The organism is Prochlorococcus sp. MIT 0604 (genome assembly GCF_000757845.1).
Taxonomy (GTDB): Bacteria; Cyanobacteriota; Cyanobacteriia; order PCC-6307; family Cyanobiaceae; genus Prochlorococcus_A.
Genome location: NZ_CP007753.1, coordinates 1,260,650 through 1,274,234 on the forward strand (window position 1 = coordinate 1,260,650; position 13,585 = coordinate 1,274,234).

The 13,585-nt window shown below is 25.3% G+C and carries 14 protein-coding genes; 9 read left to right on the forward strand and 5 right to left on the reverse strand.

What is annotated here, in order from left to right:
* Nucleotides 1–294: 294 nt before the first annotated feature.
* Nucleotides 295–1,344 (reverse strand): pseudaminic acid synthase, encoded by a 1,050-nt coding sequence (pseI, locus tag EW14_RS07025; RefSeq protein ID WP_042850788.1) that lies wholly within the window; start codon nt 1,342–1,344, stop codon nt 295–297.
* A gap of 274 nt (nt 1,345–1,618) precedes the next feature.
* Nucleotides 1,619–2,299, reverse strand: a complete 681-nt coding sequence (locus tag EW14_RS07030; protein WP_042850789.1) for a PIG-L deacetylase family protein — start codon at nt 2,297–2,299, stop codon at nt 1,619–1,621.
* A gap of 340 nt (nt 2,300–2,639) precedes the next feature.
* On the opposite strand from EW14_RS07030, the gene EW14_RS07035 reads away from it, so the two are divergent.
* Nucleotides 2,640–3,347, forward strand: a complete 708-nt coding sequence (locus tag EW14_RS07035; protein WP_042850791.1) for a hypothetical protein — start codon at nt 2,640–2,642, stop codon at nt 3,345–3,347.
* On the opposite strand, the gene EW14_RS09760 is transcribed toward EW14_RS07035, so the two are convergent.
* Nucleotides 3,344–3,766 (reverse strand): hypothetical protein, encoded by a 423-nt coding sequence (locus EW14_RS09760; RefSeq protein ID WP_052044746.1) that lies wholly within the window; start codon nt 3,764–3,766, stop codon nt 3,344–3,346. The genes EW14_RS07035 and EW14_RS09760 overlap by 4 nt on opposite strands.
* A gap of 81 nt (nt 3,767–3,847) precedes the next feature.
* Between EW14_RS09760 and EW14_RS09765 the strand changes: the two genes are divergently transcribed.
* The 8 genes from EW14_RS09765 (at nt 3,848) to EW14_RS07080 (ending at nt 11,052) form a co-directional block, all read left to right on the forward strand.
* A complete protein-coding gene (locus EW14_RS09765; RefSeq protein WP_052044747.1) occupies nt 3,848–4,543 on the forward strand; it encodes a hypothetical protein in 696 nt (231 codons plus the stop codon).
* Nucleotides 4,544–4,644: 101 nt separating this feature from the next.
* Nucleotides 4,645–5,256, forward strand: a complete 612-nt coding sequence (locus tag EW14_RS07050) for a 2OG-Fe(II) oxygenase (protein ID WP_052044748.1) — start codon at nt 4,645–4,647, stop codon at nt 5,254–5,256.
* Between the two features lie 2 nt (nt 5,257–5,258).
* The gene (locus EW14_RS07055) at nt 5,259–6,344 is read left to right on the forward strand and encodes a hypothetical protein (protein ID WP_156095678.1); all 1,086 of its coding nucleotides are present in this window, start codon (nt 5,259–5,261) and stop codon (nt 6,342–6,344) included.
* A complete protein-coding gene (locus EW14_RS07060; RefSeq protein WP_042850793.1) occupies nt 6,345–7,289 on the forward strand; it encodes an LLM class flavin-dependent oxidoreductase in 945 nt (314 codons plus the stop codon).
* The gene (locus EW14_RS07065) at nt 7,276–7,533 is read left to right on the forward strand and encodes an acyl carrier protein (protein WP_042850794.1); all 258 of its coding nucleotides are present in this window, start codon (nt 7,276–7,278) and stop codon (nt 7,531–7,533) included. The genes EW14_RS07060 and EW14_RS07065 overlap by 14 nt, the downstream gene beginning before the upstream one ends.
* Complete coding sequence (locus EW14_RS07070) at nt 7,520–9,034, forward strand: AMP-binding protein (protein WP_042850795.1); 1,515 nt, start codon at nt 7,520–7,522, stop codon at nt 9,032–9,034. Before EW14_RS07065 ends, EW14_RS07070 begins: the two co-directional genes overlap by 14 nt.
* Before the next feature lie 77 nt (nt 9,035–9,111).
* Complete coding sequence (locus tag EW14_RS07075) at nt 9,112–9,780, forward strand: 4'-phosphopantetheinyl transferase superfamily protein (RefSeq protein ID WP_052044749.1); 669 nt, start codon at nt 9,112–9,114, stop codon at nt 9,778–9,780.
* A gap of 87 nt (nt 9,781–9,867) precedes the next feature.
* Nucleotides 9,868–11,052 (forward strand): hypothetical protein, encoded by a 1,185-nt coding sequence (locus tag EW14_RS07080; protein WP_156095679.1) that lies wholly within the window; start codon nt 9,868–9,870, stop codon nt 11,050–11,052.
* A 368-nt stretch (nt 11,053–11,420) separates the two neighbouring features.
* Here EW14_RS07080 and EW14_RS07085 read toward each other — a convergent pair whose 3' ends face one another.
* Nucleotides 11,421–12,314, reverse strand: a complete 894-nt coding sequence (locus tag EW14_RS07085; RefSeq protein WP_042850797.1) for a hypothetical protein — start codon at nt 12,312–12,314, stop codon at nt 11,421–11,423.
* A 380-nt stretch (nt 12,315–12,694) separates the two neighbouring features.
* The gene (locus EW14_RS07090; protein WP_042850798.1) at nt 12,695–13,540 is read right to left on the reverse strand and encodes a phytanoyl-CoA dioxygenase family protein; all 846 of its coding nucleotides are present in this window, start codon (nt 13,538–13,540) and stop codon (nt 12,695–12,697) included.
* Nucleotides 13,541–13,585: the final 45 nt, after the last annotated feature.

Consider the following 13,585-nt stretch of genomic DNA (forward strand, 5'->3'; position numbering starts at 1 on the left):
TTTAACTAAAATATAAAAAAAATTGAATATATTTAATTTCCCAGAAATTTTTAATGTACATCTTGACAATTTTTTTAAATGATATTCAGATATTTTTTTAATTAAATAGTGAGAAAATTTATAAGTTTACTACAAAGTTTAAATTTCGTGATTTAAACAAATATTATTCGAGAGGGTTTTAACGTTTATACGATCCATATAGGAATTTCTATTTACTTTTCAATTATTTCTTTCTGACATATTTATATGCATAAACCTTACTACTTTAATAAATTTGTTTTTCTAAATTTCAATTTAAATAAACACATCCCAACTAGTTGGATCCCCAACTTTTATATCCTTTTTAAGAATTTTACCAATAATATCTCTTTCAAATTTTGGAGCCAAACCATTACCCGGTCTTATTCTTCTAATATCATCTTTTGTAACAATTTCACCAGCCTTTTTATTTTTAACAAAATATATTGATCTTCTAAATGATTTACTTTGAGACTCAACAATATCTCTATCAAAGCCTTCCTTACCAAGGGAAAGCCAAGTTTTATAGGTATTTTCACAAAGCTTACGAAGTTCGCTAGGTTCTATAGAAAAATCACTATCAGGTCCTTTATCTGAAGAATCAATAGTAAAGTGTTTTTCTATAACTGAGGCTCCTATGGCTGTTGCAGCAACTGAAATAGTTGTTCCAAGAGTATGATCAGAAAGTCCACTTATTACATTAAAATTACGAGAAATACTTTTTATTAAATTTAAATTTGATTTCTCAACAGGAGCAGGATAACTGCTGATACAATGTAGAAGAATTATTTGATCATTATTTTCTTGACGCATAGCATCTAGAGCTTCATTAATCTCTTTTTCTGAAGACATTCCTGTTGATATGATTACTGGTTTTTGTTTACTAGCAATATATTTTATTAAAGGTATATCTACTAATTCAAAAGATGCAACTTTATAGGCAGGTGTATTCAGTTCTTCAAGTAGATCAACTGCAGTTTCATCAAATGGAGTAGAGAATAAAGTGACTCCTAATTCGTTGGCATATGAAAATAACTTTTGATGCCACTCATAGGGAGTTTCAGCTAATTTGTATAAATCATATAGTTTAAATCCATCCCATAATCCTCCTTTAATTAGAAACTCCTCATTATCACAGTTGATGGTCATAGTATCTGCTGTATAAGTTTGCATTTTTATTGCATCCACCCCACATTCAGATGCTTCCTTAATAGTTTCTAATGCTCTTTCTATAGAACCATTATGATTCGCAGACATTTCAGCAATAATATATGGAGGATAATTTAACCCAATCTTTCTGCCATTAATATTTATTTCTTTTACCATTTATGATAAATTTTCCAATTATTAATTTAGCTTATAAAAAGCCTTTATAGATACTTTACTACAAACAAATTTCTAAGGCTAAGTTTAAAATAAAGTTTCTTTAAATTTTTTTGTAATTTCATTTATATCTCTCAAACGAATTGATAACTTATTTAATTTTATATTTTTAAAGTCTTCATGAAATAGATTTTCAATTTTTAACAACTGTAAATATTATTTGGTTTAGAAGAAATACTAAAAAAAATTACTTTAAAAACCAAAAACATTTAGAAAATTAAAAATTTATTTTTCTAATAATTTGGAAAGCTTCTGCCATTTTAAGGCCTACTTGATTACCCCTTAGGTTAGCGAGATTTTTTATTCCCTCTAATGATCGTGAATGTGGAAAATCTCTTAATTCTTCTTCATAAGCTAGTAAAGATTTTTCTTTATCATCCCATGTATTTGAAATGTCTACAAAAAGATTTGGATAGAATTTTCCTGTTATAAATTCATTACCGAAATCTGTAGCAGAAGAAATTTCAAATAATCTTATTTCCGAACAAGAATCATTTGGCTGAGGTCTAAATGCTGTTAATACTGCATTTACTACTACCCTGTGATCAATATTTAAATCACCTCCACAATGACTATAAACTAAATTAGGTTGTATCATCTTTTTAGATTTTTCAATTAATTTTATAATCTCCAATAATGGTTCATTATCTAGCATATTATCTTTAAAGTTAAATCTTTCAAGCCATTTAAATCCAAGCAAATCACTTGCAATATTTGATGAATTTACTCTCTTCAAAATATCTTCTTTATTAAATGAATCTCTTGAACCAGTCCCGTCTGTCATTGCAATAACAAATACATCATCTCCTTGATTAATATGTTTTCTGATAGTGCCTCCCATACCAATTGTTTCATCATCGGGATGCGCTACAACTACAAGAACCCTATTTTTATCCATAATTTCTACAAATATTTAATGTTTAAAAATTCATAAATATAATTAATTTCATTATAGTTTCTCGATTTTAATTAATATAAACAAAATTAGTATTCTAAAGCAAATTTCTTGAATAATAAGCTTTAAAATTATTTTAATTTCAGTTTAGATATAACTTAAAAATATATGTTTATTTGTCCAATATGCTTTAAAATTTAAACTTTTATGAAAACTTGATCTTTATTATATGAAGCATTGAAATAGTTTTTAAATATTTTTTCTACTCTTTATGATCTTAGTAAAATATTTAATTATAAATATAAAAACTATTTCCTAAAGTAAAATATATAATTAAATTAATATGGAAAATCTTGATCAATCTTACTTATTAGTAACCATTAGAAAATGGAATATAGAGAAATTCAAAGAAGAAAAAAATAATCTTCCTGGTAAATGGCATCTAATAAATGATCAAGAGGATTTAACTTTATTAAATGTTCAAAAATATAATCCACGTTATATATTTTTTCCGCATTGGAGCATTAAAGTTCCTTGTGAAATTATTAATAACTATGAATGTATATGTTTTCATGAAACAGACTTACCTTTCGGAAGAGGAGGTAGTCCTATCCAGAATCTAATTTCTAATGGATTTAAATCAACAAAAATTTCAGCATTAAAAATGAATTCTGATTTAGACTCAGGGCCAATATATCTAAAGAAAGACTTATCTTTAGAGGGCATCGCAGAAGAGATTTTCATAAGGGCATCAGATATAATTTTTGAAATGATTAGGACAATTATAGAAGAGGAAATTAAACCGATTGAACAAAGAGGAGAAATTACTTATTTCAAAAGAAGAATTCCTGAAGATAGTCTTATTCCAAAAGAAATTACAACTTTAAAAGAGCTTTATGACTTTATTAGAATGCTCGATGCCGAAGATTATCCAAAAGCAAATATCTTACACAATTCATTCAAATTAGAGATTAAAAATCCAGTTTTAAGATTTAACAGAATAGAGGCTAATATTAATATAAAGTTAAGTGAGCTTAAGGACTTCTCTTAAATAATATAAGAAATTTGATTATGTTTATAACCAATATTTGCTAAAACCTTATGTAATTTAATATCTCCACTTGGCGTATTAATATAAAAATCTTTTGGAATTAATGATTTAATTGGCTTATTAGGTACGAAATTTGATTTTATAAAACTCAATACTCTAGGTATGCCATCTTCATAAAATTTTTCTTTAATATTTATTGAAATAGAATTATTATCTTGAATATAAAATGTGCCAATAAAAGATTTTTCGCATTTAACTAAAAACCAATTCTTATAAGGTTTTGAAAAAACAAATTCTTTATGTTCATTTTTGCTTGGCATTTCTATATGGCTTATATTATATTTCCTTTCTGAAAGAAGAGTATATAATACTTCAACATGTTCTTTTGATTGCAAAACTTTAATAAATTTATAATCCATTAGTAATAATTAATCCTAATTATTTAATTATATAGATAACTACAAAAATGAATATTATCATTAGAGTGAAAGATATTTTTCATGAGATCTAACATTTTCTTATTAGGTAATTCTCCAGTATTACTAGAATTAATTATTAATCATTTCAATTCAAATGAATTTGCAAATAAAATTTTTGTTCTTGAAGATGATATTTATAAGGTACAGAATATTAAGAATCTTGAACCGACTTTACTTAAAGTAATTTCTTTTGATGAGGGGCATCAACTAATCTCAAATAAAGAGAATAATCCTAAATTATATATTGGAGTAAGTTCAACACCAATAAAAAGATTTAATGTTTATGAAAGTTTTACCCAAGAAAATACTACATTTCCTAATATTTATCAAAAATCAGCTAAATTATCAAATTATTGCAAGATTTATAAAGGTTCATACTTTGGAGAATATACAACTATCGAACCCAATTCTGAAATAGGTGAATTTTGTTTTATTCAGAGTCATAGTCATATAGGTCACGATTCAAAAATTGGAAAATTTTCTATACTAGGCGGATCCGTGACTATTAATGGTGGCTGTAAAATTGAAGATTTTTGCTTAATAGGTTCTGCTGTTACGATTATAAACAATAAAATAATTGGTAAGGGTTCCGTAATTCAAGCAGGAACATGCATAACAAAAGATATCCCGCCTTTCAGTTTTGTTCATGGTAACCCTTGTAAGATATTACCAATTGAATTTCTAGGAAAGGATTTTGCAAATATAAAAAAAATTTAAAGTTGATTAGAAATAATAATAAATTAGATTGATTTGTGATTTTTTTGTTTATGTTTTATATTGTATTTTAAAAAGAATTCTTTATAAATTTGAAATCATTAATGAAAGACTTTAAATCAATCTACTTGCCACTGGGAGAACATTTCCTAAGTAACTACGAAGTTGATTTTATTGAAGAATCCTTAAAAAAATTCCCTTTGGAAGATATCACTATTGGAGATGCGGGAGAAATAAATAACTGCCAAGTTGGGAGATTAATGGAAGATCAACCCGAAACTAATCCTAAAATATTAAACGAATCTTTATCAAAACCAATCTTAAAACTTTTTCAAACTTTGAAAGCAAAAAAATTCTTTGGTAAATTTCTTGATAAAAATAAGCCTCAAATAATTAGAAGAAGTCAATTTAATCTTCTTGGTGAAGGATCTTTTGTAGGTCGCCATCTTGACATAGATAGCAATCCTAATTATCAAATAGCCGCAGTTCTTCAATTGGGAAGTAAATTTAGTGGAGGAGAATTTATAGTTTACCCATCAAAAGATTCGGAAATAAAAGATGCCCAAATTATATATCCTGAATACGGTTCAATTACAATATCTTTTTGTAAGTCTGAACATGAAGTAGGGAAAGTTACATCAGGGACTAGAACATCTTTTGTGAATTTCATATCTAACTATGTAGGTAAAAACAAAAGAAAAAGAATAGTAAATTAACATTGGATAAAATCAATCCATATATAAGTAGAACAATTCTGAAATCCGCTTTTTCTGAATCAGATTGCTTCAGTTCATGGATGCGGAGTTATCTTAGTCCAAAGGAATTTTATTACATTAAAAATAATTGCTTACATAAAATGTCAATCCTAGAGCTTAAAAATTTTCTTTCAGACGCTTTAAAAAGATTTAATATTTCATCAGATATACATTTAATTGAATTTATGATTAGAAATAATAATAAACTTAGTCTTATACTTACTTTTATTAGATCTGGATTAATAGGTAAATCTAAAATTATCGAGAATGAAAAATTTAAACTACTTTTAGATATATTTTCATTTAGGATTATTGAAGATGATAATTTATCAATTGGTAATTTAAATAAATTATCTTTAAAAAACGACAAAATGAATCACCTTAAAATAGTTGGTCCAGTTTGTCCTGATTATTCATATGAATATACAGATAAGGGTAGATACAGATATACATTTCAATCAGTAGGAAGTGGAATTGGTTTAGTTGCAAAAAAAGCAATTGATAATTTCAAAAGGATAAAAGAAATATCCAATGATTTAATAAATAATGGCTTAAATTTAGAATTTGAAATTCTTGTTGGTGATTTCGAAGCTTCTGAAGAAAATCTTACCGCCTTAAAAGAAAAAAAAACTAATTTTCTTAGCAAGATAAAAAGTAGTTGTATAAATATTCAAGAAGAATCTTCCATAAAAGCCTATCCTTTTACAGATTTATGCCAAGGATTGGATGGTTGGAATTATCAAATAAGTCAACTGAAGAACATACATAAAGTTAATAATTTCAATGATCTAAAATATATATTTCCTAAAATAAATCATGATAAAAAATTAATTTCTAGGATACCGCTTTATAAAAAATGGTTTGGAAAAGATAAAAACTATAAAGAAATTTTCTTTAATCAATCTTTAGAATATATGCTTATGGGTAATATTATTTATTCAAATTTCTTTGGAGAAGTTTTTTTATTAGCTTCTGATCATAAAGCAATGAGAGATTATTACTCTTTAATATCTAATATTGATATTATTTCATCATCAACAAGTTACTAAATGAAGCAAATTGGCCTTTTTGTAATACCAATAAAAGTTGATGAATCAATATCAACATATAATGACTACATTGACTTTTTAGTAGAGGCTGAGCAAAAAGGGTATACGCATGTATATATTGGAGAACATTTAACTGATGAAAAAGAAGATATTCAATCAAGTCTAATTTTTGCTTCAGCTTTGCTAGCTAGAACGACTAAGATAAATGTCTGTTTTTGCGTATTACCACTTCCTCATTATGAAATTAAGCTATTGGTTAAACAATTAGAAGATATATATAGATTATCTTGTGGAAGAATTCAAATTGGATTTAGTCAAGGAGCGCTTAAAAGTGATGCAGAATATTTAAATTTTGATCATTTTAAAAGAGGCGAAATTTTTCAACAAAAATTAGATTTATTTATGAATGAAATAAAAAAGTCTAAATACTTAAAAAAATTGTTTAATGAAAGTTATTTCTCTACACTTTTGTCTCCTATTCCATTGAAAGCATCCAATCTATTTGAAAATGGCTATTCTGCAATAACTTCAAATTTTGTAAATGAAGTTCATTGGGATAATCACATCACTTGTTTAAACAAGAATAAAATTCATACAAAAAATGCATCAAAATGGCACCTCTCTCTTAATCTCGTCCCTTATGAAAATTTAGATGAGAGAAGTCTAAATTCTATTAAGGAAAGTCTCCTATATATTTATGAAAAATTAAGCTCTTGTAAATTGAACGTTATGCTTAAAAATAAAAATGACATTCTTGAAGAATTAAATATAAAAGATAGATTGCTAAAAGAAATGACTTATAGTGAATTTCCGAAAAAATATTTTCAACTAAAAAATAAATATAAAAATCAATTTAGTTATCCAATAATAAATCTCTTCGACTGCATAAAAGATTTAGGATATACTAATTTCATATTAGACCTGCCATCAAATGGAAATTTCTAAGGAAATTTTACTCAACTACATAAAAACAAACTTATCTAAAAGTAATCCAGATATTGATTTATCTACATTATCTTATGAAACTGATTTATCTAGTATTGGGGTTGAATCTATTGTAATTATTTCCCTCCTTTCACAAATTGAAGATGAATTTAAAATCAATATATCTATAGATAGTCTCGAAAAGAATAATTTTATAATTTCAGTTGGGTCAATTACAGGGAGTATTCTAAATGAGAGACCTTAGAGAAGACTTCAAGGAACGCGTTGAAAAAGGTAATAAAAAATTATTTTCTACAATTAATAGTAAAGAATTTTCAAGCAAAGATGTTAAATTTTTCTTTTTCAGTATTTATAGAAAAATAAAGCATAATCAAAAAAATATTGTTTTAATTTGTGACTCATCTATTGAATCTTATATACTTTCTGTTTTTTTGATTTTTAGTAAATACGAAGTTTACTTTTTGAATGCTTCAACTTATAAAAATTTCCATTTAATAGATAATCCTTTAGTTATAGTTTTAAATCAAGAAATGTATGAACTAATTTATAAGGAAAAAGAATATGAAGGAATAATTATCTCGCCTTTTATAGAGGAATTTCAATATTTTTCTCACCCAAGTTTTGATATTGATAGTATTTCTAAAGAATTTTACGAAAATCGGTATATTGGAAAATCAATATTTTGTAGTTCTGGTAGTACTGGAATCCCAAAAATGATTCCACTTTCTTATGATCAGATTAATTCTTGTTATAACAATGTATATTTTGGATTTTTAAATTCCCTTGTTTTTAAAAATATAGTAAGCGTTCATGACACTAGTTTTGTCATAATACTACCGTTTATATTTTGTCTTTCTTCAAGAAATAATTCTCAGATCATAGCTACTCAATCTAAGCCAAAAATAAATTCCTTAGTGTTACTTTCTTCCAACATAAACAATTTTGATGATCATATTTTTATTTCAGTACCATCTGTTTTTAGACTTTTAAGAAAATTTGTAAAAGATAAATTTAAAAAATTCGTTAATGGAGGCCACATCATAACTTGCGGTGAACCACTAGATAAGAAATTAGCTATTGAGATTAATTCTTTCAATCCAATATCTTTTTATAATTTATACGGTTCAACTGAAGTTGCCCCATGGATATTAAAACTTAATATAAAAAATTATTTGGCGAGTTTTTATGATGTTAATCAAATCCCAACCATTCTCCCAGTAGGGGGGAATTTACCAAATGTTGAATTAAAAATTTCAGATAGTTCTGAATTATTAGTTTGTTGTAAATCTGTTTTTAGTGGTTATGAAGGGCAAACTAATGAATCTATATTTAAAACAATTGAGAAAAAAGTTTTCTATAAGACTGGAGATCAATTTAAATTAATAGAAAACCTATATTTTTGTAAAGGAAGACTAAATAGCTCTTTAAAAATTGCAGGGGCTTTTGTAAATCCTATTTTCTTAGAATTTGAAATCAAAGCCAATACAACAGTTGAAAATATATTGTTAATACCAAGTATGCTGGAAGCTAAATTAAAAGTAGTAATATTTGTTAGTGAGGAAAATAAACAGGATCAGAATGAATTAAATCAAATTTATTCTTTAATAAGAAAAATTATTAATGATAATTCTTCAACAAATATACCAACAGAATTAATTATAAATAATGATTCCATAGAATTCCTAAAAAGTGGAAAGATAAACAGGAACTACTATAAAGAAAAATACGTAATTAAAAGTCTTTAGTAAATTTAGAGAAAATTAAGAAAACATGTTTTTATTTGTAAACCTAAATAAAATTAATTTAATAATTAAATTTTTTAGTGGAAACAATTAATTGTCCATCAAAAAATAGTGAAAAAAATATAGATATTGCACTCTGGTTATTTGATTTTAATTCATCCTTAAAACCAATTTCTTCCAAAGAGCATCAGATAGCTAAAAGATTACCTGAAAAAAGAGCTTACCAATTTAAATATTCAAGAGGATATATAAGAAATTCATTATCAACATTATTTAATATTGAACCTTTACAGATACCTATCAAAGCTTTACCAGGAAGACCTCCTCTTTTACCAAAAAAAATGGGTTATTTGAGCCTAAGTCATTCTGAAAATGCACTTTTAATTGGTTGGTCAAGATACAAAATAGGAGTAGATATTGAGCAAAGAAACAGATTATTTCCCTTCAAAGCCATAGCAAATAAATATTTTTCTAAACAAGAGAAAGAATATTTAAGTCTTTCAGAAGAGAATTGTTGTCATGAAAAAACTCTTGATTTATGGATTAAAAAAGAAGCTGCAATAAAATGGCAAGAAGGAAAACTTTTAAGAGATCTTCCTAACTGGATTTGCTCATTAGAAAAATCTAAGGCATACCATTTAAAGATGAAGAAAACAATTAATGTACACTCCTTTAGATTTAGTAACTTGTTAATATCAGTAGCCTCTCAGAGGGAAATATATAAAAATTTGATTATTTGCAAATCCTAAAAGAATAATCTGATCTATTTAAAAATTTTCCAAAAAAATAATAATTAATATTTGCTCTTATTACTAGTATGAAGCAATTTTGTTAGAGTGAATAAATTCGTTCTCAATTTGATGAAGGGTCTAAAATATATACCTAAATTAACAATTCCTTTTTTATTAGCTTTTATTAAATTTTCTGTAAATGTCAATATACCAGCTATTGATTATTTACGAGGGTCAAGTATTTTTGCTATTAGCGCCATTTTTTCTGCTTTTTTAGGTTTTTTTGGAGAAGGTTTTAAGGATTATTTCAACAATAATAATATAGATAAAATTTATAAAATTATATATATATATTACTTAGTATCATTAACTTTTTTCTTAAGTATTTTCTTCAGAAATTCCTTATTTAATATAGTTTCATTTTTTACAATTTCAGGAGGTCTTAGCCTTTTAGAAAGAGTAATATACTTAAATTTAGGTTACACAAACTCATCCTATATTAATAACCAACTTTATACATTACAGTTATCTCTCAGATATTTTTCAATAATATTCATAGATAACCAATTTTTAGTAATCATCTTATCCATAGCAAATTTAATTTGCATAACTTATCAAATAAGAAGTTTATATTTATCTCTTATTAAGGAAAAAATCATTTCAGAGAAGTTGAATTTTAGGAACTTATTTAGTAATTTCAATATAAAAAGCCAAAATAGATTTCTTATATTTCCAAAGTTTTTAGTTTACCCTTCCATACTATACCTCTTCTCTAAATACGTGGAATATGCTGATAAAATATACTGCTCCATAGGAGTTTGTAGTACTCAAACTACTGAATATGTAAGATTATTTGGAATTTTAATAACTATTTTTTTTATTTCATCAGAGTATTTAAATTTATCTTTTCGTACTGGTAAAAGTCTAAAAAACAACAACATTGAAATTAAATCAATTACAAATGCTTCTATAGTAATTTCAACCTTTGCTCTTATATTTTTATATTTTAAATTGGGAGCTGATTTTGGTTTGTATACATATTTAATACTAGCCTCTATAGCATTTATAAATGCCATCTCAAATTTAAGATTTATTTATAGTTTTACTAATTATAAAAATGACAGAAAAAATTTATTACTTTTTGGATTTTTAGGATTTGTATTTTCAATTCCAATCTTATTTTCTAAATTCCCATTTATAGCTCCAATGACAGTAATCATAACGGCAAATATAGGCTTATTTATAAAAAATAAATTTAAATTTTTAAAAGTAAAAAAAAATATTAGATGAATTTCTTAAGCCTATAGAAATAATGAAGCTTAAGAAAATAAGGAGCTAGAAATTAAATTAAGTTTCAATAAGATACTTAGCAAATTAATGATTATATTCTATTTATTTAGGCATAACTTTATATATTTTGCCCACTTTTTATGACCAATTTTAGAAAGGTGAACAGAATCCAAATAATCAGATGATGAATAATCATCCTTGATGAAAGTATATAAATTACAAGTTCTGATTTTTTAAAAACTCATCAATAAAAATAAGTTCTGTAAAAGTAAATTTTTTTCTACTTTTTGTTGAAATTAATAGTAATAATAATCACTTTAAAAATCATTAATTTAATAAATTTTAAAATTCTTGAAATATTTTTATTTTTATATACCTTTAATAAAAGACTGCTCTTTTTTATTTAAATTCAAATGAAATTTAGTTTTTATAGTTGAATATCTTTTGCAAAATTCTTCATCATTTAAATCACTTAATCTAACTTGAAGATTAAATCTTGCTTTGCCTGAATTATTAGGAACTGACCTATGAATTAAATCCATATCAAAAATTAAAATATCAGAGAAATCTAAATATAAGACTTTTGTTTTAAAATTATTAATAATATTTGTGGGTACTTTATAAGAAATCCCCTTTATTTCTTTCTCTCCAATTGTGGCAGTTTCTTGATCAAAGTTATGTTCTACCATACCATCCTTATGTGATTGGATGGCGACTTCTAAAGTACCTCCTGAATTTAAATCTCCAGATTGTAAAGGTACATAAATAGTTAAACTTTTTTGGGAACCTTGATTATATGGATAATCTTGATGCCAAGGCAAAAGCATCGCAATTTCTTTATTATCACAATCGCCAAGATATCTTTCAGATTCGCCTGGCAAATCTATTCTCATTATTTGATCATTAATTTGAAGTAGCAGATTATCTGAATTCATATATCCTTTTGCAATTGAATTTATTTCATTATCAGATGCAACTTCAATTGTACTAAGGATTGATCTAGCGGTATCGTAAAACTTTCCAATTAATGATCTTTTTTTAATTCCTATCTTTTTAGTAATTTCATGAAGATCTGTAGTGATTGGATCAAATTCAAATTCGGTATTCTTTGTTAAACCATATAATAATAATTTCATATCTGTTGTAATTTTTTCAACTATTAGATTTTTATTTTTTAAAATAGTAAAGCCGTTATTATTTAGATTTTCTAGATGAAATTTTAAGTTGCTTTTATTCAATATTTCAATTTCTTTTTTCATCATTATTTTGATATATTTTCAATATAGCACCATTTTTTCAACATTTATTTCTACCATATATTATTTATTATTGTGATTTAACAAAGATTATTAATATTAAATATAAATTTAAAATAAAATCAAACTGGCAAAATAAAAGATATGAATTTGTTTCTTGAGAAATTTTCTTCTTTCTAAAATATTCCTCGGATGGATCTAATCCATCATTATCCCAATTACGATTTTTTCCCATTTATAAATCAAGAAAACTCTATTGAAAAAAATTAATCCATCATGATCACTATTTCTCTTAGTAAAAATTATTTTTGACATCATAATTAGTGTTATTTAAATCCAAAGCTAATATGGACCTTAATAGAAATTTTGTTTAAATTTAAAAACTGTTAATTTTTAATATTTAGGAATTGAGATATTTTTTTATTAGCATAATTTATATCACCCTTGGCAGACATACCCTCTTTGGGAGACCACCTTTCCGAAACAGTAGCACCATACAAATATTTTTCTCTATCACTCAAATTTCTTATCATTTTTTCATCCATCGAGGCTAACATATTAAATTCTTGTCTTATATACCATCTGGTAAAGGTCATTATCAATGCCCATCTAGTAGATGAATTTTGATTCTCTAAAGCCCCATGTAAAAGTCGTCCGTCCCAACAGACTGCTTGTCCTGGTTTAAGCTCAATTGGAAGTAATTCTGTATTTTCAATAATCTTTGAATCAGTAATATTATGGGTTCTAGGTTTCAAAATAGTACAACCATTTTTAATATTAGTTTCTTGTAATGGGATCAACCATTGTATCCAGGTTGGTTCTTTTGAATTACTAATTGGATTTCTGTCATCTGTATGAATATTTAACGCCTCTTGAGCAGATCTTGCTGTATATTGTCCGATTATGTGATTACTTTTTATATTATTAGGAAGTTTATAAAATTTATCATTAAGCAAATTTGAGTTTATATTATCAATAAAATTATTAATAGGTAAATCTCTAAAATGATTACCAAAATTATGCATATTAAAATGATGTAATGTTTTGATTGGTAATCTTGTTAATGGATCTATTTGGGAATACTCAACTGGAATTTTAATTAGTTCTTGAAATAGTAAATCAATTAATTTTTTTGTAAAAATATTATTTATTACAGCAAATCCATCATTAATTATATTTTCAATTATGCAGGGAATATTTTTAATATCAGCATTAAAAATTTTATAATTCATTTTGTTTATAAGATACAAATAACAAAAATTTTAATTAAATAATTA